The sequence below is a fragment of the Promicromonospora kroppenstedtii genome, from assembly GCF_044389675.1.
GTDB lineage: Bacteria > Actinomycetota > Actinomycetes > Actinomycetales > Cellulomonadaceae > Promicromonospora > Promicromonospora kroppenstedtii.
The window spans coordinates 147,472-168,823 of sequence record NZ_JBIRYI010000006.1 but is presented as its reverse complement, the minus strand read 5'-3'; the positions used below and the strand labels follow the sequence as shown (position 1 = coordinate 168,823).

Here is a 21,352-nt window from a genome sequence, read left to right as displayed (position 1 = left end):
CCAGCCTAGTGGTGATCGGGCGATGTGGCTGCGTCGCGCCCACCTTCGCCCGCCGCACCCGCCCCGTACAGCGCCAGGGCCTCGGCCGCGGTGCCCGCTACATCGTCCGCCAGCACCGCCGGCGAGACCGACCGCACCAGCGGCGCCAGCCGCACCAGGGAGCTGCGCAACCACCCCGGGTTCGTCACGCGCAACGTCACCTCGAAGTCCCCGTCGGGCAGGTTGCGCACCGACTCCACCGGCACCTCCTCGGCGAACCACCGCGCCCGCGGCGCGAACCGGATCGTCGCCAACGGCGACGAACCACCCGCGAACAGCGCCGCGAAGTCGATCTCCGCACCTGCCTCCCCTGGGTGCGCCTGCACGGGCACGTCCGTCTCGACCGCCTCCAGGATGCGGTCCACCCGGAACGTGCGCGGCGCGTCCGCGCGGTAGCACCACGCCGCGAGGTAGGCGAACTCGTCCTGCGTGTGCAGCCGCACCGGGTCCACCTCCCGCTCGCTGACCACGTCCGACGACGTCACGTACCGGATCCGCAGCCGGTGCCGGTTCGTCAGCGCCGACGAGATCGCCGCCACGACCTGCCGGTCCCCGCCCGGCGCGAGCCGCACGTCCACGGCGCTCGCGGCCTCGCCGGTGGCGTCGGTGAGCTTGCCCAGGGCGGACTCGACGACGGCGGACCGGGCCGGGTCGGCCTGGACCGCGTCGGTGGCCTTCATGGCCCGCAGCGCTGCGACCAGCGCCACCGCCTCGCGGGTGCCGAGCCGCAGGGGCCGGGTCATGCCCCGCGCCTCGGTCAGGTGCACCACGCCGCGGTCGATCGACGCGGCGTCGAAGTCGATGAGGTCGTCGGGCCAGTACCCCGGGGTGCCGGACACCCACAGGGCGTCGACGTCCTTCTGGATCTGCGCGGGCGTGGTGCCGAACCGGCCCGCGAGATCGGCCACGGACACCGGACCCGCACCATCGAGGTAGGCGACGATGCCGAGCAGGCGCAGCAGGCGGTCGTCGGCGCGCTCAGCCATGGGAGGCCTCCGTGGGTGCGGTACGGGTGGTGGAGGTGGCGCTCGCGGGCCCGACCGGCCCTGGCGACCCGGGTGGGTCGCCGAGCGCGGCAGCGGCCCGCAGGCGCCGGACGGTCTCCTCGCGGACGGCCTCGGGTTCCAGGACGACGACCGCGGCACCGTACCCGGCGGCCTCGGACGCCATGCCGGTCAGGGACCGGTAGGGCACCTGGAGGATGTCCCACCCGGCGGGGTCCCCGGCCAGGGCGCCGGCGCTCGCGGTGAGCCGCGCGTCGTAGGTGGTGCGTTCGCCGTCGGGCACGGCCTTGGCGCGGGCGCGCAGCGCGCTGGCGCGTTCGGGGCGGACGGCGACGACGGCCTGCCGCATCTCGCCGTGGGTCTTGCCGAGCATGGCGTCGGTCTCGAAGTCGGGGACCTCGAAGGCGCCGGCCGGTCCGGTGACGCGCACGCGGGACTCGATGCGGGTCATGCGGAACACCCGGGGCGCCTGCCGGTCGCGGTCGAAGCACATGAGGTACCAGCCGCCGTCGCGGGCGGCGATGCGCCACGGTTCGACGTGCCGGACGAGCACGGCCCCGTTGTAGGCGGCGCGGTAGCTGAACGTGACGACGCGGCGGGCCTCGATGGCCTCCATGAGGGGCCCGTAGGCGTCACCGACGGCACGCACGGACGGCGCGAGCCCGGCCAGGGCGTCGGCCGACGGGTCGCCCGCCCCGGCGGCCCGCAGCTTGACCATGGCGCGCGTGATGTCGGTCTGCAGCGTCTTGTCCTGCCAGAACTGCGCGGCCAGGGACAGCACGCCGAGCTCTGCGGGCGTGAGGTCGATCGGCGGCAGGGCGTAGGCGTCCTGGTCGATGCGGTACCCGAGCTCGTCGGTGTGCCCGCCGGTCCCGACGGTCACCACGGGGATGCCGAGGGCGCGCAGCATGTCCTTGTCCCGCTCGAACATCCGCTCGAACGCCTCGTCGCTGGGCGCGTCGGAGTAGCCGGCCACGGCGGTGCGCACCTGTTGCTTGGTCATGGCGGCGTTCGTGTTCACGAGCGCGATGACGAGGTTCAGGAGGCGCTCGGCGGGGTTGAGACCCGTGGCCGGGGCGGAGGACGAGGTGGGGGGCGGGTCGCTGGACATCAGGACAACGGTATCGGGCGGTAACCTCCACGGTGTGATGACGTGGCGGATCGGGACCGTGATTTCCACAGGCAGGGCGTGGCGAGGAGCCCTCGAGCTCGAGGTGACCCTCGACCGGCCCCTGCCCGGCCGGGCGGCCGAGGGGACGGCGGACGGCGCCGCGGGCCCGGTGACGGTCCGTGCCCTGGCCTACACCGACCTCGTCGGGCAGCCGGCGGCCGGTGACGCCCTGCTGCTGAACGTGTCCGCCCTGGCGCGCGGCCTCGGTACCGGCGGGTACGCGCTCGTGGTGGGCCCCGCCGCCGCGGGCACCCAGCTGCCCGCCGACCCGCCCGTCGGGCCGGGGCACCTGGTCAAGGCCCGGTACACGCCCCTGCAGTCCATGGTCCTGGGCGTCGACGAGCAGGAGTCGCCCCACCACGCCGTGCTGGCCGACGCCGACAGCCTGGACGGCATGCCGGTCGTGGTGGCCGACCTGCACTCTGCGCTCCCCGCCGTCGTCGCCGGGCTGCGGCACGCCGCCGCCGCGTCCGGGCGCGACCCCGGCGACCTTCAGATCGCCTATGTCATGACCGACGGCGGCGCCCTGCCCGCCGCGTTCTCGCGCACCGTCGCCGCCCTGCGGGACACCAGCTGGCTCACCACCTGCGTCACGGTCGGCCAGGCCTACGGCGGCGACCTGGAGGCCGTCACCGTCCACACCGGCCTGCTGGCCGCCCGCCACGTCGCCGGGTGCGACGTCGCCGTCGTGGCCCAGGGGCCCGGCAACCTCGGCACCGGAACCCGCTGGGGCTACTCCGGCGTCGCCGCCGGCGAGGCCGTCAACGCCGCCGCGACCCTGACCGGCCGCCCCGTCGCGTCCCTGCGCGTGTCCGGCGCCGACCCACGCGACCGACACCTCGGCATCTCCCACCACTCCCTGACCGCCTACGGCCGCGTAGCCCTGGCCCCCGCCGACGTCCCCGTCCCGGTCCCCACCACCGACGTGGAGAACCTGCCCGCCTGGGGCCCCGACCTGACCCGGCGCATCCACGAACAGGCCACCGCCCTGGCCACCCCCACCGCCCGGCACACCCTCGTGGACGTCCCCGCCGACACCACCCTGCTGGAGACCCTGCGCACCTCCCCCGCCGGGCTGCGCACCATGGGCCGCGGCCTGGACGCGGACCCCGCCTCCTTCGTCGCAGCCGCCGTCGCCGGGATCCACGCCCACCAGCTCGCCACCACCACCGACCCGGCCCCCGACACCGCCCCATGACGCCCCGAGCACGTATCGCCCTGACCTGCCTGCTCGTCACCGTCGTCGTGCTCGGCGCCGCCACCGCCACACCCTGGACCCTCAGCCCACCCCGACTCCCCGCCCCCGAGCTGAGCCGGCCCCCGATGCAGCAGCCCAGCGGCGCCACCAGCCCCGCACCCCAGCCCGTCCAGCAACCCGACCAGGTCGACTCCCGCTGGATCATCCTGGTCCTCGTCACCCTCCTGGCCCTCCTGGTCGCCGCCCTCATCACCCTCGCCGTGCGCAAGCTCCTGGCCGTGGACCGCGAACCCGTCGACACCGACCCCGACCACCTCGCCGCCGGCGCCTCGACCACAACCCTCGGCGACGACATCGACCTCCCCGAGCTGCAGGACGCCGTCACCCGCGCCCTCACCCACCTCGACGGACACCCCCGGCCCCGCGACGCCGTCGTCGCCGCCTGGGTAGCCCTCGAAGAAGCCGCCGCCCGCGCCGGCACCCGCCGCGACCCCGCCCAGACCCCCACCGAGTTCACCAGCACCGTCCTGGCCGCCACCCCCGCACCCGCAGGCGCCGTCACCCGGCTGCGGACCCTCTACCAGCGCGCCCGCTTCACCGACCGGCCCGTCGAGACCACCGCCGTCGACCAGGCCCGCACGGCGCTCGCGGAGATCGCCCGCAGCCTCGACGTCGACCAGCCCTCCCCCGGCGGCCCGGCGGGCACCGGTCCCGCCGGGCGGGGCACGCGATGAGCCAGGACGACATGAGCCAGGGCCCGTCGCGCTGGAACTGGTCGCGCCTGGTCACGGTGACGATCGTCGCGGGCCTGGTCGCGGCCGCGCTGGCGTACTGGCAGATCGTCGACCCCTGGCACGCCGCCGCCCTGGCCGCGGTCGTCGTCGCCGCGACCACCCTGTGGTCCCGGACCGAGCTGGTCGTCGAGGACCCGCAGTGGCCGCGCGTACCCACCACGGCCCGCGCCGGCGGGCGGCACGACGTCTCCGACCTGAGCTGGTCCACGTTCGGCCGCGACGGGCGCGTCACCGACCGCGTCGTGCGCCGCGTGCGAGCCCTGGCCGCCGACCGGCTGCGCGCCCACGGCGTCGACCCCGCCGACCCGGCCGCCAAGGCCGAGATCGAACACCTGCTCGGCGCCCGCGTCGTCGCGCAGCTCGCGTCCCGCGAGCCGCCCACCGCCCGCACCCTGCAGACCTGGCTCGACGCCGTCGAACGCCTGGGACCCGCGCCCGCCACCCGCACGGCCCGCACGGCACCCCGCCCGGCAACCGACCCGGCCACGACCACCCCCGAGGAGAACCGTGCCTGACCTGAACGACCCCGACCTGAACGACCCCGCCCCCGCCGACCCGCACACGCCCGGACCCCTGCCCGTCGCCGACGTCGCCGCACTCGGCGAACAGGTCCTGGCCGAGGTCGGCACCGCCGTCGTCGGGATGCGCGACGCCCTCCAGGTGGCGCTCGCGACCATCCTGGCAGGCGGACACGTCCTGTTCGAGGACGTGCCGGGGCTCGGCAAGACCCTGGCCGCCCGGTCCCTGGCCGCGGCGCTCGGCCTCGACTTCGCGCGCCTGCAGTGCACACCCGACCTGCTGCCGGCCGACATCACGGGCTCGTCCGTGTTCGACCCCGCCACCCGCACCTTCGAGTTCCGGCCCGGTCCCGTGTTCACGGGACTGTTCCTCGCCGACGAGATCAACCGCACCGCGCCCAAGACCCAGTCCGCGCTGCTGGAGGCCATGGCCGAACGGCAGGTCTCCATCGAGGGCACCAGCCGCCCACTGCCCAGGCCCTTCCACGTGCTGGCCACGTCCAACCCCGTCGAGTACGAGGGCACCTACCCGCTGCCCGAGGCCCAGCTCGACCGGTTCATGGTCCGCCTCGCCGTCGGCTACCCCGACGCCACCCAGGAGGCCGAGGTCCTCAACCGACGGCTGGCCCGCCGACAGGAGGCCGCCCCGGTGGGCCAGGTCGTCGATCCCACCACCGTGCTCGCGATGCAGGCCGGCACAGAGGCCGTGCCCGTCGATCCCGACGTCGTGCGCTACTGCGTCGACCTGGCCGCCGCCACCCGCGGCCACACCGCCCTCGAGGTCGGCGCCTCGCCCCGCGGCTCGCAGAACCTCGTGCTCCTGGCCCGCGCCGTCGCCGTCCTGGACGGACGCGACTACGTGCTGCCCGAGGACGTCAAGCGCGTCGCCGTCGCCGTGCTCGCCCACCGCATCACCCTCACCCCGACCGCCTGGGCGTCAGCCACCCGACCCCAGGACGTCGTCACCGACCTGCTGCACACCGTGCCCACCCCCACCACGGTCCGGAACGCATGACCGTCGGCGGCGTCATCGTCTCGGCCGGCCGCACCTCCCGCGGCGAACGCACCGACGGCCGCCGCGGCTGGCAGCTCACCTCCGCGTACACCGCGGCCGTGGCCGCCGGCGTCGTCCTCCTCGCCCTCGGCACGCTGACCGGCCGGGCCGACGTCGCCCTCGTCGGCGTACCCGGCCTCCTGGCCGCGGTCTGGGGCCGCACCAGCCGACCCGCACCCCACCCCGATGCCACCCCGGCCGGTCACCACGCCGAGAGTACGGACCCCGAACCCCGCGCCACCCTGGACGAACCCGAGGGCACCGCCGCCCCCGGCGAGCTCACCGCCACCCTGCGCCTGACCACCCAACCCACCACCGGCATACTCCACCTGCGCATCGCCGCCGCCGGCCACCGCACCACCGAGCTGGCGCTCGCGGCGCGACCGCGCGAGGTGCCGCTGCGGCTGTCCACGGTGCGCACGGGGCCGCAGGAGACGTTCGCGATCGACCTGCGCGGTTCGCTGCACCACGTCTGGGAGCAGGAGGCCACGCAGGTGGGTGGTACGCGGCGCCTGGTGCTGCCCGCGGCGGCGCCGCTGGGCCGGCTGCCCCTGCCGCAGCGGCTGCGGGGCCTGACCGGCCCGCACTCCTCGCGCCGCCTGGGTGACGGCGCGGAGCTGCGCGACATCCACCCGTTCACGCCGGGCGACCGCCTGCGCCGCATCGACTGGCGCACCACCGCGCGCCGCTCGCCCGACCTGGACACCCTGTACGTGCGCCGCACCTACGCCACGGCGGAAGCGACGGCGGTGCTCGTGGTCGACTCGCGCGACGACGTGGGCCCCGACCTGCGCACCTGGCGCGGCTACGGCACGCTCCGCGTGGACGAGCCGACGTCGCTCGACCTGGCCCGGCACGCCGCGGCGTCGGTGGCGCAGGCCCTCGTGGACGCCGGCGACCGGGTGGGCCTGGAGGACCTGGCGCGCCGGCGCCGTCCCCTGCCGCCCGCGTCCGGGCGGCGGCACCTGCGGCGCGTGATCCACGGCCTGGCCCTGGCACACCCGAGGGACCGCGCCGCCGTGCACCGCGTGCGCCCGCCGCAGGTCCCGGCCGACGCGATCGTCTACCTGTTCTCCACCGTGCTCGACGACGAGCCGCTGCACCTGGTGCGCACCTGGCGCGCCAAGGGCCACCCCGTCGTCGTGGTCGACACCCTGCCCGACGTGCATCCGGTACCCGAGCACCACCTGCGGATCGCGTGGCGCATCGCCCGCCTCGAGCGCGAGGACCGGCTCGCCGCCCTGGCCGGGGAAGGCGTGCCCGTCGTGGGGTGGGCCGGTTCCCGCCGCGACCAGGCCGCCGTCCGGTTCGAGGCCCTCGCCCGCGCCGCCGAGCGGCACCTGCCCGGCCGGACGGTCCTGCCATGAGACTGCCCCGGCTCCCGGCCCGCCTGTCCGACGTCGCCGCCAGGCCCCTGCCACAGATCACCGTCGAGACCGGCCCGACCGTGCCCGGCTGGGTCCTGCGGCTCGCCCTGCTCGCGCTCACCCCGGCCCTGCTCCTGCTCGCCGCGTCCCGCAGCGATCTCGCGCCCGCCCTGGTCACCACCGTGGTCGTCGCCTGCACCGCCCTCCTCGTGCTGCGCCCCACCCCGGCCACCGCCGGCGTCACCGTCGTGCTCGCCGGAGTGTTCCTGTGGGGCTTCGGCGCCCGGCCCGACGGCGACTTCGACCCCGCCGGGCTCGCGGTCGCCCTGCTGGCCTACGCCGTCGTCCGCGCCACCTGGTGGGCCACGCACCTGCCCGCCCGCGGCCGCGCCGAGATCGCAGCCCTGACCGCCGGGTGGCGGCGCGACGTCGTCGTCCTGGCCGCCACCGGCCTCCTCGGCGCCCTCGCACTGCTCGCCTCCGACACCGCCCTGCCCGGCGCCGTCCTGCTCGCAGCGCTCGCCGTGCTCGGCCTCGCGTTCGTCGCACTGGCGACCGGGCGCGACGCGCGTGACGATGGAGAGCACTGACCGCCGGCCGGAACAGGAGTGCCCCACATGTCCCCGAAGCTGCCCCGCTACACCGTCCCGTCCCTCACCCCCGAGCAGGGGGCGGAGGTCGCCGAGATCCTGCAGCAGCGGCTGCACGCGCTGAACGACCTGCACCTGACCCTCAAGCACGTGCACTGGAACGTGGTGGGCCCACACTTCATCGGCGTCCACGAGATGCTCGACCCGCAGGTCGACGCCGTACGCGCCATGGTCGACCAGATCGCCGAACGCATCGCCACCCTCGGCGTCGTGCCCATCGGCACCCCCGGCGCCCTGGTCGCCGCCCGCACCTGGGACGACTACGCCCTCGGCCGCGCCCCCGCCATCCAGCACCTCGCCGCGCTCGACGACGTCTATGCCGGAGTCATCACCTCCCATCGCAACGCCGCCGACGCCACCGCCAAGCTCGACGACGTCACCAACGACCTGCTCATCGGGCACCTCCACGACCTCGAGCAGTTCCACTGGTTCGTGCGCGCCCACCTCGAGTCGGCCTCCGGATCCATCACGGAGTAACACCCACGGACAACACGGAAGCGCAGGTCACCACGAGGTGACCTGCGCTTCCGGATGCGGGGACCGGGGTACCGCCCGTGACCCGCCTGGTCCCGCCGGCTCAGCCCACCGGCGTGAAGTCCCGGCTCCCCAGGAAGTCCGGCCGCGCACGCTCCGCCGCGAACGGCTCCACCGCCGTGTTCTCCACACTGTTGTAGACCAGGAAGATGTTCGACCGGGCATACGGCGAGATGTTGCCGTTCGACCCATGCATGCAGTTGCAGTCGAACATGACCGCGCTCCCCGCACCACCGGCCAGCACGTCGATCCCGTGCACGTCCGCCATCCGTGTCAGGATGTCCTCGTCCGGCGTCCCCGCGTTCTGCATCACCAACGACGACCTGTAGTTGTCGTTCGGCGTCCGGCCCGTACAGGACACATACGTCTTGTGCGTCCCCGGCATGATCATCAACGGACCGTTGAACGAGTAGTTGTCCGTCAACGAGATCGAGACACTCACCGTCCGCATCCGCGGCAGCCCGTCCTCCGCGTGCCACGTCTCGAAGTCCGAGTGCCACGCGAAGTCACCACCACCAAAGCCCGGCTTCAGGTTCACCCGACTCTGATGGATGTACACCTCAGACCCCAGGATCTGCCGCGCCCGACCCACCACCCGCGGATCCCGCGCGATCCGCGCGAACACCTCGCTGCTGCGATGCACGTCGAAGATCGTCCGCACCTGCTGCGAACTACCCTCCACGATCGTGCGCTCGTCCGCCCGCACCACCGGATCCGCCGACAACCGCGCCAGCTCCGCCCGGAAACCGTCCACCTCCTCCGCGGTGATCAGGTTCTCCAGCACCAGGTAACCGTCCCGGTCGAAACCGTCCAGCAACCCCTGGTCCAGCGGGCCGTCAGCCGCACCACCCCAGACCACCCGGTCCTGACGCGGAAGCTCCGCGGCGTCACCATCCACCCGCGTCGGGTACAGGTCCTCACCCCCGAACCCGGCCGTCATACGGCAGCCTCCTCCTCGACGACCAACGGGTACACCCCGTCAGCGTCATGCACCTCCCGCCCCGTCACCGGCGGATTGAACGTACAGATCAACCGCAGGTCCGTCGTCGGACGCATCGTGTGCTTCTCGTTCCCGTCCAGCAGATACATCGTCCCGTCCGAGATCTCGTGCACCTCCCCCGTCTCCCGGTTCTCCAGCTCACCCGTACCACCCACGCAGTACACCGCCTCGACGTGGTTCGCGTACCACATCTCCGTCTCCGTACCCGCGTACATCACCGTCTCGTGGAACGAGAAACCCACACCCTCCGACGCCAGCACGAACCGCCGGCTCCGCCACGTCTCCGACCGCACATCCCGGTCGGTACCCTCCAGATCAGCCAGTCGAGTGACAATCACTTGCTCTCCTCTCCTCGGGGATCCCCATCCAGGACGTCGCTGCCCCGGACGTCACTGCCCTCACCCCGGTACACCGGCGCACCCAGCACCTCGGCGCTCGCCGCCGCGATGATGTCGATGCCGGACACCAGCTCGTCGGAGCTGATGGTCAGGGCGGGCATGGTCTTGAGCACCTCGTCCTCCGGCCCGGAGGTCTCGACCAGCAGGCCGCGCTCGTACGCCGCGGCCGCGATCTTCGACGCCGCGGACGGCTCGGCGAACTTGATGCCGGTCAGGAACCCCCGCCCCTTGACGACGGCGCCGTCGTAGCCGCTCGCGATCTGCGCCAGCCCGGCGTGCAGCTCGGCGGCGCGGGCGCGCACGCCCGCGGCGAACTCGTCGTCGGCCCAGAACTGGTTCAGTGCCGCCGTGGCCGTGACGAACGAGGTGTTCTGGCCGCGGAACGTGCCGTTGTGCTCGCCCGGCTCCCACTGGTCCAGCTCGGGGCGGATCAGCGTGAGCGCCATCGAGAGCCCGAAGCCGGAGATCGACTTGGACAGGCACACGATGTCGGGCACGATGCCCGACTCCTCGAAGCTGAAGAACTCGCCCGTGCGACCGCAGCCGGCCTGCACGTCGTCCAGGATCAGCAGGATCCCGTGCGCGCGGCACAGCTCGGACAGCGCGCGCAGCCACTCCGGCCGCGCGGCGCTCAGCCCGCCCTCGCCCTGCACCGACTCCACGATGATCGCGGCCGGCTTGTCGACGCCGGACCCGCTGTCGCCCAGCACCCGCTCGAGCCACAGGAAGTCCTCCGTGGCGCCGGAGAAGTAGTCGTCGTACGGGATCTTCGAGCTGTTGGTCAGCGGCAGGCCCGCGCCGTTGCGCTTCATCGAGTTGCCGGTCACCGACAGTGCGCCCAGGGTCATCCCGTGGAACGCGTTGGTGAACGACAGGATGTGCTGGCGGCCGGTCACCTTGCGGGCGAGCTTGAGCGCGCTCTCCACCGAGTTGGTGCCCGTGGGCCCGGGGAACATCACCTTGTAGTCCAGGTCGCGCGGGCGCAGTATCCGGTCCCGGAACGTCGTCAGGAACTCGCGTTTGGGCGCCGTGTGCATGTCGAGCGCGTGGACGATCCCGCCGCTGCGCAGGTAGTCGACCAGCGCGTCCAGCAGGACGGGGTGGTTGTGCCCATAGTTCAGGGCACCGGCCCCGGCGAAGAAGTCGAGATAGCTGCGGCCGTCCTCGGCCTGGATCGTGCTGCCGGACGCCGTCGTGAACGTCGCGGGCCAGTTCCGGCAGTAGCTGCGGACCTGGGACTCGATGTCGTCGAAGACGCTGGTCGAGGAGGCCTCCATGGAGCTGCTCGTGGGGTGGTCGGTGGGCATGGCGGTGTTCGGGCGCATGGCTCCTTTCCACGGTCCGGCCCTGGTGGCCGGACTCGGCTGGGGTCGTTCGGGCGTGCCGGTACGTACCCGTACGCACCGGGTCCTGCTGGGTCGTGCTGGGTCGTGCTCTGGGGATCGGTGACCGGGACGAGGTCAGGAAAGTGGCCCGATGCGGAACACGAGCTCCGCGTCATGGCCGTCCGGGAACGCCTCCGTGGGGAAGACGGTCCGCACGTCGACGGGCGCACCCTGGGCCGACGCGAAGGACATGAACAGGGCGATCGACGCCGTGTTGTCCGAGGTGATGGTGGTCTCGACGTGGGTGCACTCCGGGTGCCGGCCCGCCAGGTGGGCGAGCATCCGGGACGCCAGCCGCTGGCCGCGGTAGGCGTGGTCGACGGCCACCTGCCAGACCATCAGCGTGGTCGGCTCGTCGGGCCGGACGTACCCCGTGACGAACCCGGCGGGCTCGTCGTCGACGGTGACGATCACCGAGGTCCGGGCGAAGTCTCGAGCCCAGAGGAGGTACGCGTAGGACGAGTTGAGGTCCAGCGTCTTGCTGTCGCGCGCCAGGCGCCACATCGCTGCTCCGTCATCGACGGTGGGCTCCCTCAGCGCCACCGTGGTCTCGGTCGGATGGATGTGCTTGAGTTCCTCTTCGAGGTTCTGCATGACAATTCGACCGTAACGAACTTGGTCGACAATTGCACATTGCGATCACGTGACGAACGCATGACCGGCGTGTTCCTGCGGCAAACACGGGGTAACGCCACAGGGAGCCGCCGGAGGACCATCGGGCCCGCGGGTACTGTGTCGCGGGTGACCGAGCCATTCATCCGTCAGTACCGCGTCGCCGACCGGGCCGACGTCGCCGACATCTGCGTCCGCACCGCTGCGGCCGGTGGCGACGCCCGCGGCGTCTACTCGTCCGACGACCTCATGCCCGAGGTCTACGCCCTGCCCTACGTGGACCACTCCCCCGACCTCGCGTGGGTGGTCGAGCACGAGGGCCGCGCCGCCGGGTACATCGTGGCCGCCGCCGACACCCGGGCGTTCGCCGAGTGGTGGGCACGTGAGTGGACGCCCGGCTTCGTCGCCCGCCACCCCGAGCCCGGCCCGGCCACGGGCGCCGATCCCGGCTACACCGAGGCCCAGCTCCTGCGCGACGGCGCCGACCCGCAGCGCATGGTCCGCGGCCTGCGTCACGGCGAGCTCACGACGCACCCCGCGCACCTGCACATCGACCTGCTGCCCGTGCTGCAGCGCCGCGGACTGGGCTCCCGCCTGATCGACACGCTGCGCGCCGCACTGGCCGAGCGGGACGTGCCGGGCGTGCACCTGGGCTACGCCGCCGAGAACGTCGCCGCCCGCAAGTTCTACGACCGCTACGGCTTCACGGAGCTGCCGTCGTCGACGCCGACGTCCCCGCTGCTGGGCATCGCCAGCTCCTGAGCCGTTCCCGCCCGCCCCTTCTTGCCCCCGGCCCGGCGCGCCGAGGTCAGCGGTCCTCCCGGGCCGCGTCGATCCAGGCGCGCCGGACCTGCTCGAAGCGGGTCGGCAGGGGCGGGCGCAGCGCGCCGTAGCGGGCGTTGGTGCGGTGCACGAACCTCCGCCACGACAGCACCAGCCCCTGCCGCGTGATCGGCAGGCCCGAGGCGACCGTGGTGCCGTTGTCGTGCGTGTGGTGCACCGTCAGCAGCAACGCCCGCGGCACCGAGCCCTCCAGCTCGGCCGCGAGCTCCTCGCGCACCACCATCCAGTGCTTGAGCAGCACCACCAGGTCCGCCGGCAGCAGGTGCCGGTGCGGGGTGCGGTGCTTGCCGTGCCGTACCAGCACGCTGCCCTCGGTCACCTTGGCCCGCGCCGGCCCGAGGTCGATGTCCTCGACCCGCACGCGCAGGAGATCCCCGTACCGGGAGCCGGTCGCCCGCACCAGGCCCGTGATCACCGCCAGGCGCACCGCCTCCGGCTTGGCGCCAGGACGCATCGCCTCCGTGGCGAGCTCACGCCACACCCACTCGGCCTCCTCGAGGCTCACCGGAGGCCGTGGGTAGCGGCCGGGCTCCCCGGCCCTGGCTGGCGGTGAGCCGGCATCGGTACTGGTCATGGGTCTAATCTACGCTTGGCACACTATTAATCAAGGGGGAAACGCCGGTTCACGACGACCTGGTGCGTACCCTCTGACGGTGGACCTCCCCAGCACCATCGCGCGCCCCGTCGACCACGAGCTCGTCATCAAGAGGTCGCGGTTCCTGGCCCACCTCGCCCCGGCCGGCAGCGTCGCGGAGGCCGACGCCGTGATCGCGGGCCTGCGCAAGGAGCTCTGGGACGCCCGGCACCACTGCGTCGCCATGGTGCTGGGCACCCGCGCGGACCAGGCCCGCTCCTCCGACGACGGCGAGCCGAGCGGCACCGCCGGGGTGCCCATGCTGGAGGTCCTGCGCCACCGGGGCCTCACCGACCTGGTCGCCGTCGTCACCCGGTACTTCGGGGGCGTGAAGCTCGGCGCCGGTGGCCTGGTGCGTGCCTACTCCGGCGCGGTCGCCGCGGCCCTGGACGACGCCGCCGCCTCCGGCGTCCTGCTGCGCCGTGAGCTGCTGCGCGAGGTCGAGGTGCCGGTCCCCCACGCCGACGCCGGCCGCATCGACAACATGCTGCGGGACTGGGCATCCGGCCACGGGTCGGTCATGGAACCGCCCAGCTACGGTGCCGTCGCACACCTGCGGCTGCTGGTGCCGCAGCACGAGCTGGCCGCCCTGGCCGCGGACGTCGCGGCCGCCTCGGCGGGTGCGCTGTCCCCCGAGGTCGGCGATGCCCGCGTCGTCGACGTTCCCGTACCGGCGTCCCCGGCGCGTCGTCCTTGACTGGCCCCGTACCGGGGTGAATTGTCTGGGGCACCCAGTACGTGCCCGCAGCAAGCAGCCAGGCCCGCACCGTGGAGGGACCGATCATGCACCGTCGCATCCGCCCGTCCGTCGCCGTCGTCGCACTGACCGCCACCACCGCGCTCCTCGCCGCGTGCGGGGCGCCCGCGGAGGAGTCCACCGACTCGATCACCTTCTGGACACCGCAGTCCACGCCCGAGCGGGTCGCCGCCCAGGAGGCCGTCGCGAAGGGGTTCACGCAGGAGACCGGCATCGAGGTCGACGTCGTCCCGCTCGCCGCGGCCGACCAGGACCAGGCCCTGGTGACCGGCGCCGCCTCGGGCGAGGTGCCCGACGTGATCCTCGCGGGCGCCTCGCAGGTCACCTCCTGGCAGTCCCAGGGGCTGCTCGACACCGACGTCGCCCAGGAGGCCCTGGACACGCTGGACCCCGCGACGTTCAACCAGAACGCGCTCGGCGCGGTCACGGTGCAGGACACGGACTCGGGCGAGAGCACGGTCGCCGCCGTGCCGAGCGACGGCTGGGTGCACCTGATCGCCTACCGCACCGACCTGCTGGAGGAGGCGGGCGTCGAGGTGCCGACCACGGTCGCGGAGCTCGCTCAGGCGGCGACGGCAGTCAAGGAGGAGCTGGGCGTCACCGGCATCGCCCTGGGCACCCAGTCCGGCACGGCGTCCGGCACCGAGGGGATCGAGTCGATCTTCCAGTCCGCCGGCTGCAGCCTCGTGACGGACGGCGAGGTGGCCATCGACTCGCCCGCGTGCGCCGAGGCCGCCGGCTACTTCAAGGAGCTGCGCGACTCGTCCGTCGCGGGCGACTACGACGTCGAGTCGGCACGGGCCGCCTACCTGGCGGGCGACGCCGCGATGCTGCTGTTCTCGACGCACATCCTGGACGAGCTGGCGAACCTGGACGAGGCGGTGCCGCCGTCGTGCGAGGAGTGCGGCGACGACCCGGAGTTCCTCGCGAAGAACTCGGGGTTCATCACGGTGCTGGAGCCGCCGGACGGGTCGGAGGGGTCGGCCGAGGGCGCGGCCCAGTTCGGCGCCACGCTCGCCTACGCGGTGCCCGCCCGTGCGCACGCCGACGAGGCCCGCCGGTACATCGAGTACATGCTGAGCACGGGCTACGCCGACACACTGGCCGTGGCGACCGAGGGCCGCCTGCCGCTGCGCACCGGCACCCCGGAGAACCCGACCGAGTACCTGGACGCGTGGGGCGGCCTGGGCTTCGGGCCCGAGGTCGAATCGTCGGTGGCCGAGGTGTACGGCGACGAGCTGGTGACCGCCATGGGCGAGGGCATGGACGCCGTCGACCGCTGGGGCCAGGGCACGCCCGACGCGACGCTCGCGGGGCTGGTCGCCACGCAGGGCACGCTGGCGCAGCAGCTCGACCCGCTGTACCGCGGCACGGACCCCGCCGAGGTGACGCGGCAGATGGCCGCGGAGGTGACGGCGCTGCAGCAGGACCAGTGAGGACCGCGCGCGTGCCGGCGTCCCGCACGCCCGCACCCCGAACGCGGGCGCCGGCGGGGCGGGCCCGGCGGGAGAACCGTTCCGGCTGGCTGCTCGTCTCACCGTCCCTGGCGGTCGTGGCCCTCGTGGTGCTGCTGCCGTTCGCGCTGGTGGTGGTGTTCGGCTTCTCCGAGATCAGGCTCGTCGACATCCCGTTCCTCGGCACGGAGCCGATCGGGTGGTCGCTGGACAACTTCGAGCGCGCGATGGCGTCGCAGGCGTTCTGGGGCGCCCTGTGGACCACGGTCCTGTACGCGGGCCTGACGGCGGCCGGCTCGCTCGCCGTCGGGCTGGTGCTGGCGCTCGCGCTGCGCCGGCCGTTCCGCGGGCGGGGCCTGGTGCGGGCGCTGCTCCTCGTGCCGTACGTGCTGCCGGTGGTGGCCGCGGCGACCATCTGGAAGACGATGCTGAACCCGCAGTACGGCGTGGTGAACGCCTTCGGGCGTGCCTACCTCGGGTGGGACACGCCCGTGGGGTTCCTCAGCACCACCTCCGCGGAGGTCTGGGGCCTCCCGGTTCCGGTCGCGCTGCTGGTGGTGGTCCTGTTCGACATCTGGAAGTCGGCCCCGCTCGCGTTCCTGTTCCTGACCGCGCGGCTGCAGGCGGTACCCGGCGAGATCGAGGAGGCCGCGGCGCTCGACGGCGCAGGCCGCCGGCAGACGCTGCGGTACATCCTGCTGCCGCAGCTGCGGGCCGTGGCCCTGCTGCTCCTGCTGCTGCGGTTCATCTGGTCGTTCCAGAGCTTCGACGACGTCTACCTGCTGACGGAGGGCGCCGGGAGCACGCAGGTCATGGCCATCAAGGTCTACACCGAGCTCGTGACCAAGGCAGACATCGGCAGCGCGGCCGCGTTCGGGCTGCTGATGAGCCTCATCCTGGGGGTGCTCCTGATGGGGTACGTGCTGCTGTCCCGGCGGAGCTCAGAATCATGAGGGGGCTGTCATGAGCGGCGTCCGGCCCACCCGCGCGGCCCGCACCGGCCGCGCCGTCGTCGTCACGCTCGCACTGCTGTGGTCGCTGGGGCCGGTCGCGTACGGCGTCGTCCTGTCGATGCGGCCGTACGCGGAGGTGACTCGCGACCCGCTGGGGCTGCCGACGGGGCTGGACCTGTCCGCGTTCGCGACGGCCATGCGGGACGAGGCGGACGGCGGGTTCGGGCTCGGGCGGTTCGTGCTCAACTCGCTCGGCGTCGCCGTCGGGACCGTGCTGGTCAGCATCGTGGTCTGCGTGCTGGGCGCCTACGCGGCCGCCCGGCTGCGGTACCGGGGGCGGGCCGTCACGAACGGCATCATCCTGGCGGTCTACCTGTTCCCGGGGATCGTGCTGGCGGTGCCGAAGTTCGTGATCCTGTCCAGGCTGGGGCTCACCAGCTCGCTGGTGGGGCTGCTGATCGTCTACGTGGCGGCCACCGTGCCGGTCGCGCTGTACATGATGCGGAACTTCTTCCTGGCGCTGCCGGCCAGCGTCGAGGAGGCGGCGATCATGGACGGCTGCACGCTGGGCCAGCTGCTGACCCGCGTGGTGCTGCCGATCGCGGTGCCCGGCGTGGTGGCCACCGCGATCTACGTGTTCATGATCGCCTGGAACGAGTACTTCTACGCCCTGCTGTTCCTGGTACAGCACCGCGACCTCTGGACGGCGCCGCTCGGCATCGCCCAGCTCGGCGACTTCCAGGTGCCGGTCACGGTGCTGCTGGCCGGGTCCATCGCGGTGACCGTGCCCGTGGTGATCATCTTCTTCCTGGCCCAGCGGTACATCGTCTCGGGGCTGGTCCAGGGTGCCGAACGATGAGGTGTGTCCGATGCGCTCGGGAAGGACTGTCCTGAGGAGGACCGCGCGATGAACCGTTCCCTGCGTCTCGCCGTGCTCGGCGCGGGCGGGCGAGGCGCCGACGCCTACGGCCGCTGGGTGCGGGCGCACCCGGAGCGCGCCCGCATCGTCGGGGTCGCGGACCCGGAACCGGCCCGGCTGGACGCCCTGGCCGGCACGACGGCGGCCCGGTACCCTGACTGGCGCGACCTGGTGGCCGACCTCGCCCACCTACGGCCGGACGCCGTGCTGATCGCCCTGCCGGACGCGCTGCACGTCCCGGCCGCCGCCGCGGTGGCCGACGCCGGGCTGCCGATGCTCCTGGAGAAGCCCGCCGCGCCGACGCTCACGGGACTGACCGACCTGGCCGGCGTGGTGCGCCGGACGGGAGCCCGGGTCGCCGTCGGGCACGTACTGCGGTTCGCGCCGTTCTGGCGGGCCGTGCGGGCCGTCGTCGCGGCGGGATCGCTGGGCGACCTCGCGACGATCGAGGTGCGGGAGAACATCGGGTTCTGGCACTTCGCGCACTCCTTCGTGCGGGGCAACTGGCGCAACGCCGCCGGGTCCAGCCCCATGGTGCTCGCCAAGACGTGCCACGACCTGGACCTGATCCGGTGGCTCGCGGGGGCGGCGCCCCGGACCGTGTCCAGCGCGGGGTCGCTGCTGCACTTCCGCGCCGAGAACACACCGGCCGGCGCGCCGGGACGCTGCACCGACGGCTGCCCCGTGGCCGCGGACTGCCCGTTCTACGCGCCGCGGTACTACGTGGACGCCCTGCGCGACGTCATGGGCCACCCCGTGACGATGCTCGGCGCCGACCTCTCCCCCGCGGGCCGGCTCGCCGCGCTGCGGCGCGGACCGTACGGGCGCTGCGTCTACCGCTGCGACAACGACGTGGCCGACCACCAGCAGACGCTCCTGGAGTTCGGTTCGGGGCTGACCGCGACGCTCACGGCGAGCGCGTTCACCGCGGAGAACACCAGGCATCTGACGATCACGGGGACGCGGGGGCAGCTGCACGGGCACATGGACTCCGGCGAGATCCGGGTGGACCTGTTCTCGCCCGCCGGGTGGCTGCCGGCGGGTTCCGGTGGGTCGGCGGGGGCGCTCGCCGGTGCGGGGCTGCCGGCCGAGGTCGAGATGGTGGCCGGCGTCGAGGTGGTGGCCTCCGGTGTCGCCGGCCCCCTGGGACACACGACCTGCACGCTCGTCGCCCGCGCCGACTCGGTCGCGGCCGACCACCGGGGGCACGCCGGAGGGGACGACGCCCTGATGGACGCGTTCTGCCGCGCCGTCGTGGACGGCACCGTCGGGACGGGCGAGCTCTCGTTCGCGACCGCGCTGGACAGTCACCTCATGGCGTTCGCCGCCGAGGAGTCGCGCACGCGGGCGGGCGTGGTGGACTTTCCGGCATGGACGGAGACGGTGCTCGGGTCGGTCGGTTCGGCATGACAGGCGGGGCGCGGCCGGGCGTGTCGTGGGCGGACGCCGTCCGCGGTGTCGCCGAACGTGCCGGGGTCGATCCCGGGCGGGTCTCGCTGGAGCCGTTGCCGGCCGGGTGGACGAACGAGACGCCCGAGGCGGCCACGGAGCGTGCCGCCGGCCCCGCATCCGCAGCCGAGTACGTCGCCACCGGCGGCCGCCTGACGATCCGCGCGTCGGACCCCGTCGCCGCCTCGGTCGCCCTCGCGCGCTACGTGCGCGCCCACCTGGGCACGCGCCTCACCTGGCAGCGACCCCGGGTGGGTGCAGGACCGGAGGCCGCCGTCGGACCGGAGGCGCACGCGGGGCCACAGGTGGGCACGGGACCCCTCCCCGACGCGCCTCGGACCGGCGTCTCGACGCCGCACGCCGTGCGCTACTACCTCAACGTGGTGACCTTCGGGTACTCGACGCCGTTCTGGGGCTGGGACCGGTGGGAGCGCGAGATCGACTGGATGGCGTTGCACGGCGTCACGCACCCGCTCATGCTCGTGGCCCACGAGGCCGTGCTGTCCGAGACCTTCCGCCGGGCCGGGCTGCCCGACGCCGAGGTGGCCGAGTGGATCGGCGGCGCCGCGCACTTCCCGTGGACGTTCATGGGCGGGATGCACTCGTTCGGCGGTCCGCTGCCCGCACGCTGGGCCGAGCGCCGCGTCGACCTGGCCGGGCGCATCCTGGCGCGGATGCGCCAGCTCGGCATGACACCGGTGCTGCCCGGGTTCGGCGGGCACGTGCCGCCGTCGCTCGCGGGCGCGGGTCCCGCTTCCGGCGGGTACCGCACGGACGACGCGGCCGGATACGACTCGGACGGCTACGACGAGATCGAGTGGCAGGGCTGGCACATCCCGCTGCTGCACCCCGAGTCGGCCCGGTTCCAGGACCTGCACGCGACGTTCGGCCGGGTGCAGCGCGAGCTGCTCGGCCCCGGGACGGGGTTCTACGCGGTGGACCCGTACATCGAGTCCGTGCCGCCGTCGGACGACGTCGACCACCTGCGCTCCGCCGGACGCGGGACGTACCGCGCGCTGGCCGCGGCGGCCCGGAACGCAGGGGAATCCGAGCCGGTCTGGGTGCTGCAGGGGTGGCCCTTCCACTACAAGGCCGCGTTCTGGACGCCGGACCGGGTAGCCGCGTACCTGAGCGACGTGCCCGTGGACCGCACGCTCGTGCTGGACCTCTGGGGCGAGCACGTGCCGCTGCACACGGCGCTGCTGGCCGACGGCGCCCCGCTCGCCGGGCGGCCCTGGGTCTGGTGCGCGCTGCACAACTTCGGCGGGCGACCCGCGCTGTTCGGCGACCTGGCGGGACTCGTCCGGGACGTGGCCGCGCTGCCCGACGGCGTGCCGCACCTCCGAGGCGTCGGCCTGGCCCCCGAGGCGATCGAGAACAACGAGATCTTCTACGAGCTCGCCACGGACCTCGCCTGGGACGACGCCCCACGCTCCCCCGCAGCCCTCGACGCCTGGCTGGAGAGCTTCGTGCTCACCCGGTACGGGCTCCTGGGCTCGTGGGCTGCCGGTCACCCGGTGCCCGATGCTGCTCAGGCAGCGCTGCGCGCTTGGCACACTATTTATTCGACGCTCTACGGTCCCGGTCGCACCCGCTCGATCCCGACGCCGGTCATCGCCCGGCCCTGGAGCGCCGGCCTCCCGTTCCCGGCGCAGCGCAGCGCCGGCGAGGCGATCTCAGGTCCGCAGCCGCCCACGCCGTCGTCCGACGTCGACGCCGAGAACGACCCCGCGATCGAGACCGCCCTCCCCCACCTCGCCGACGCGGTGCGGGACCTGACGGCGGTCCGGGAGCTGCTGTCTGCCGCGAGATCCCGGCGACGCCGGTGGACCGGTGGCGGCGGGGCGACTGCGACTCCGAGGGTCGGGTCCGGCGGAGACCACGAGACAACGGTCGGCACCGCGGGGAGCAGGGCCGGCGTCGAGGACGTCGCGGGTGGCGCCCTGGACGTCCTCGACGCCGACATCGCCGACCTGACCGGGCACGTCCTCGCCCAGGGCACCCGCGTGCACGTGCGCGGCATCCTCGCGGCGGCGCGGTCCGGCGACCCCGACGGCATCCGCGCGCACATGGCCCGCCTGCGGGCCGACCTGCTGCAGCTCGACGAGCTGGCCGGCGCCCGCCCGGAAAGCCGGGTGCGCACCTGGACCGACGCCGCCCGCTCCTGGGGCGACACCGCCGCCGAGCAGGACGCGATGGAGGGCGAGGCGCGCAGCCTGGTCAGCGTCTGGGGCGGACAGCACAACGGCCTGCACGACTACTCCGGCCGGCACTGGCACGGCCTGGTGCGCGAGCTCTACCTGCCGCGGTGGCAGGCCTGGGCCGACTGGCTGACCGACGCCGCCGCGGCGGGGCCGGTGCCCCCGGATGCCGACCCCACGGCGCTGCACGAGCGCGTCGTCGCGATCGAGGAGACCTGGCGCACCGCCACGTCGGGCGGACACCCGCTGACCGGAGCGGAACCCGCCGAACAGGATGGTCGGTAGAAGGTCAGGTGGTGGGGGGGGCGGGGGGGGCCCCCCCCCCCCGGGGGCCCCCCCCCCGGGGGGGGACCCACCCCCCCCGCCCCCGGGGGGGAGGACCCCGGCGCGCCGCCCCGCGCGCCGCGGGCGGGGGGGC

21 protein-coding genes are annotated in these 21,352 nt (G+C 73.9%); 14 read left to right on the top strand and 7 right to left on the bottom strand.

Features of this window, described 5'->3' with window-relative positions; translation table 11 throughout:
• Positions 1-5: 5 nt before the first annotated feature.
• Positions 6-1,025 carry a helix-turn-helix transcriptional regulator gene (locus ACH47X_RS11430; RefSeq protein ID WP_397404306.1) on the bottom strand — a complete coding sequence of 340 codons (1,020 nt, stop codon included), beginning with the start codon at positions 1,023-1,025 and terminating at the stop codon, positions 6-8.
• Positions 1,018-2,154, bottom strand: a complete 1,137-nt coding sequence (locus tag ACH47X_RS11425) for a helix-turn-helix transcriptional regulator (RefSeq protein WP_397404304.1) — start codon at positions 2,152-2,154, stop codon at positions 1,018-1,020. The genes ACH47X_RS11430 and ACH47X_RS11425 overlap by 8 nt, the downstream gene beginning before the upstream one ends.
• Before the next feature lie 34 nt (positions 2,155-2,188).
• Between ACH47X_RS11425 and ACH47X_RS11420 the strand changes: the two genes are divergently transcribed.
• From ACH47X_RS11420 to ACH47X_RS11390, 7 genes are read left to right on the top strand one after another with little or no spacing between them, the layout of a single operon-like run.
• The gene (locus ACH47X_RS11420; protein WP_397404302.1) at positions 2,189-3,412 is read left to right on the top strand and encodes a DUF3866 family protein; all 1,224 of its coding nucleotides are present in this window, start codon (positions 2,189-2,191) and stop codon (positions 3,410-3,412) included.
• Entirely contained in the window at positions 3,409-4,146 is a 738-nt protein-coding gene (locus ACH47X_RS11415; protein ID WP_397404300.1) for a DUF4129 domain-containing protein, read from the top strand. The genes ACH47X_RS11420 and ACH47X_RS11415 overlap by 4 nt, the downstream gene beginning before the upstream one ends.
• Positions 4,143-4,721 carry a hypothetical protein gene (locus ACH47X_RS11410; protein ID WP_397404298.1) on the top strand — a complete coding sequence of 193 codons (579 nt, stop codon included), beginning with the start codon at positions 4,143-4,145 and terminating at the stop codon, positions 4,719-4,721. The genes ACH47X_RS11415 and ACH47X_RS11410 overlap by 4 nt, the downstream gene beginning before the upstream one ends.
• A 1-nt stretch (position 4,722) precedes the next feature.
• Positions 4,723-5,739: an AAA family ATPase gene (locus ACH47X_RS11405; protein WP_397404615.1), complete on the top strand. Its 1,017-nt coding sequence runs from the start codon at positions 4,723-4,725 to the stop codon at positions 5,737-5,739.
• Positions 5,736-7,145: a DUF58 domain-containing protein gene (locus ACH47X_RS11400; protein WP_397404296.1), complete on the top strand. Its 1,410-nt coding sequence runs from the start codon at positions 5,736-5,738 to the stop codon at positions 7,143-7,145. Before ACH47X_RS11405 ends, ACH47X_RS11400 begins: the two co-directional genes overlap by 4 nt.
• Entirely contained in the window at positions 7,142-7,735 is a 594-nt protein-coding gene (locus tag ACH47X_RS11395; protein ID WP_397404294.1) for a hypothetical protein, read from the top strand. The genes ACH47X_RS11400 and ACH47X_RS11395 overlap by 4 nt, the downstream gene beginning before the upstream one ends.
• Positions 7,736-7,762: 27 nt before the next feature.
• Positions 7,763-8,272, top strand: a complete 510-nt coding sequence (locus ACH47X_RS11390) for a Dps family protein (RefSeq protein WP_036959712.1) — start codon at positions 7,763-7,765, stop codon at positions 8,270-8,272.
• Between the two features lie 100 nt (positions 8,273-8,372).
• On the opposite strand, the gene thpD is transcribed toward ACH47X_RS11390, so the two are convergent.
• The 4 genes from thpD to ectA form a co-directional block, all read right to left on the bottom strand.
• Complete coding sequence (gene thpD / locus ACH47X_RS11385) at positions 8,373-9,269, bottom strand: ectoine hydroxylase (RefSeq protein ID WP_397404292.1); 897 nt, start codon at positions 9,267-9,269, stop codon at positions 8,373-8,375.
• Complete coding sequence (locus ACH47X_RS11380; RefSeq protein ID WP_036959709.1) at positions 9,266-9,667, bottom strand: ectoine synthase; 402 nt, start codon at positions 9,665-9,667, stop codon at positions 9,266-9,268. The genes thpD and ACH47X_RS11380 overlap by 4 nt, the downstream gene beginning before the upstream one ends.
• Positions 9,664-11,052 carry a diaminobutyrate--2-oxoglutarate transaminase gene (ectB, locus tag ACH47X_RS11375; RefSeq protein WP_397404289.1) on the bottom strand — a complete coding sequence of 463 codons (1,389 nt, stop codon included), beginning with the start codon at positions 11,050-11,052 and terminating at the stop codon, positions 9,664-9,666. Before ectB ends, ACH47X_RS11380 begins: the two co-directional genes overlap by 4 nt.
• Positions 11,053-11,187: 135 nt before the next feature.
• Complete coding sequence (ectA, locus tag ACH47X_RS11370; protein WP_397404287.1) at positions 11,188-11,706, bottom strand: diaminobutyrate acetyltransferase; 519 nt, start codon at positions 11,704-11,706, stop codon at positions 11,188-11,190.
• A gap of 147 nt (positions 11,707-11,853) precedes the next feature.
• On the opposite strand from ectA, the gene ACH47X_RS11365 reads away from it, so the two are divergent.
• A complete protein-coding gene (locus tag ACH47X_RS11365) occupies positions 11,854-12,486 on the top strand; it encodes a GNAT family N-acetyltransferase (protein ID WP_397404285.1) in 633 nt (210 codons plus the stop codon).
• A gap of 46 nt (positions 12,487-12,532) precedes the next feature.
• Here ACH47X_RS11365 and ACH47X_RS11360 read toward each other — a convergent pair whose 3' ends face one another.
• Positions 12,533-13,141 (bottom strand): tyrosine-type recombinase/integrase, encoded by a 609-nt coding sequence (locus ACH47X_RS11360; RefSeq protein WP_397404283.1) that lies wholly within the window; start codon positions 13,139-13,141, stop codon positions 12,533-12,535.
• Positions 13,142-13,220: 79 nt separating this feature from the next.
• On the opposite strand from ACH47X_RS11360, the gene ACH47X_RS11355 reads away from it, so the two are divergent.
• The 6 genes from ACH47X_RS11355 (at position 13,221) to ACH47X_RS11330 (ending at position 21,219) form a co-directional block, all read left to right on the top strand.
• Positions 13,221-13,898 (top strand): IMPACT family protein, encoded by a 678-nt coding sequence (locus ACH47X_RS11355; protein ID WP_397404281.1) that lies wholly within the window; start codon positions 13,221-13,223, stop codon positions 13,896-13,898.
• Between the two features lie 86 nt (positions 13,899-13,984).
• The gene (locus ACH47X_RS11350; RefSeq protein WP_397404279.1) at positions 13,985-15,394 is read left to right on the top strand and encodes an ABC transporter substrate-binding protein; all 1,410 of its coding nucleotides are present in this window, start codon (positions 13,985-13,987) and stop codon (positions 15,392-15,394) included.
• 11 nt (positions 15,395-15,405) lie between these two features.
• Positions 15,406-16,365, top strand: coding sequence for a carbohydrate ABC transporter permease (locus ACH47X_RS11345; RefSeq protein ID WP_397404277.1), 960 nt, complete (start codon positions 15,406-15,408; stop codon positions 16,363-16,365).
• 10 nt (positions 16,366-16,375) lie between these two features.
• Positions 16,376-17,224, top strand: a complete 849-nt coding sequence (locus tag ACH47X_RS11340) for a carbohydrate ABC transporter permease (protein WP_397404275.1) — start codon at positions 16,376-16,378, stop codon at positions 17,222-17,224.
• Positions 17,225-17,272: 48 nt separating this feature from the next.
• The gene (locus ACH47X_RS11335; RefSeq protein WP_397404273.1) at positions 17,273-18,694 is read left to right on the top strand and encodes a Gfo/Idh/MocA family protein; all 1,422 of its coding nucleotides are present in this window, start codon (positions 17,273-17,275) and stop codon (positions 18,692-18,694) included.
• Positions 18,655-21,219: an alpha-N-acetylglucosaminidase TIM-barrel domain-containing protein gene (locus ACH47X_RS11330; RefSeq protein ID WP_397404271.1), complete on the top strand. Its 2,565-nt coding sequence runs from the start codon at positions 18,655-18,657 to the stop codon at positions 21,217-21,219. Before ACH47X_RS11335 ends, ACH47X_RS11330 begins: the two co-directional genes overlap by 40 nt.
• Positions 21,220-21,352 lie beyond the last annotated feature (133 nt).

What these genes read in the sequence shown, in the direction of transcription:
- ACH47X_RS11430 (WP_397404306.1), bottom strand. Translation starts at nt 1,025, where the DNA reads ATGGCTGAGCGCGCCGACGACCGCCTGCTGCGCCTGCTCGGCATCGTC.
- ACH47X_RS11425 (WP_397404304.1), bottom strand. Translation starts at nt 2,154, where the DNA reads ATGTCCAGCGACCCGCCCCCCACCTCGTCCTCCGCCCCGGCCACGGGT.
- ACH47X_RS11415 (WP_397404300.1), top strand. Translation starts at nt 3,409, where the DNA reads ATGACGCCCCGAGCACGTATCGCCCTGACCTGCCTGCTCGTCACCGTC.
- ACH47X_RS11410 (WP_397404298.1), top strand. Translation starts at nt 4,143, where the DNA reads ATGAGCCAGGACGACATGAGCCAGGGCCCGTCGCGCTGGAACTGGTCG.
- ACH47X_RS11400 (WP_397404296.1), top strand. Translation starts at nt 5,736, where the DNA reads ATGACCGTCGGCGGCGTCATCGTCTCGGCCGGCCGCACCTCCCGCGGC.
- ACH47X_RS11395 (WP_397404294.1), top strand. Translation starts at nt 7,142, where the DNA reads ATGAGACTGCCCCGGCTCCCGGCCCGCCTGTCCGACGTCGCCGCCAGG.
- ACH47X_RS11390 (WP_036959712.1), top strand. Translation starts at nt 7,763, where the DNA reads ATGTCCCCGAAGCTGCCCCGCTACACCGTCCCGTCCCTCACCCCCGAG.
- thpD (WP_397404292.1), bottom strand. Translation starts at nt 9,269, where the DNA reads ATGACGGCCGGGTTCGGGGGTGAGGACCTGTACCCGACGCGGGTGGAT.
- ectB (WP_397404289.1), bottom strand. Translation starts at nt 11,052, where the DNA reads ATGCGCCCGAACACCGCCATGCCCACCGACCACCCCACGAGCAGCTCC.
- ectA (WP_397404287.1), bottom strand. Translation starts at nt 11,706, where the DNA reads ATGCAGAACCTCGAAGAGGAACTCAAGCACATCCATCCGACCGAGACC.
- ACH47X_RS11360 (WP_397404283.1), bottom strand. Translation starts at nt 13,141, where the DNA reads ATGACCAGTACCGATGCCGGCTCACCGCCAGCCAGGGCCGGGGAGCCC.
- ACH47X_RS11350 (WP_397404279.1), top strand. Translation starts at nt 13,985, where the DNA reads ATGCACCGTCGCATCCGCCCGTCCGTCGCCGTCGTCGCACTGACCGCC.
- ACH47X_RS11340 (WP_397404275.1), top strand. Translation starts at nt 16,376, where the DNA reads ATGAGCGGCGTCCGGCCCACCCGCGCGGCCCGCACCGGCCGCGCCGTC.
- ACH47X_RS11335 (WP_397404273.1), top strand. Translation starts at nt 17,273, where the DNA reads ATGAACCGTTCCCTGCGTCTCGCCGTGCTCGGCGCGGGCGGGCGAGGC.
- ACH47X_RS11330 (WP_397404271.1), top strand. Translation starts at nt 18,655, where the DNA reads ATGGACGGAGACGGTGCTCGGGTCGGTCGGTTCGGCATGACAGGCGGG.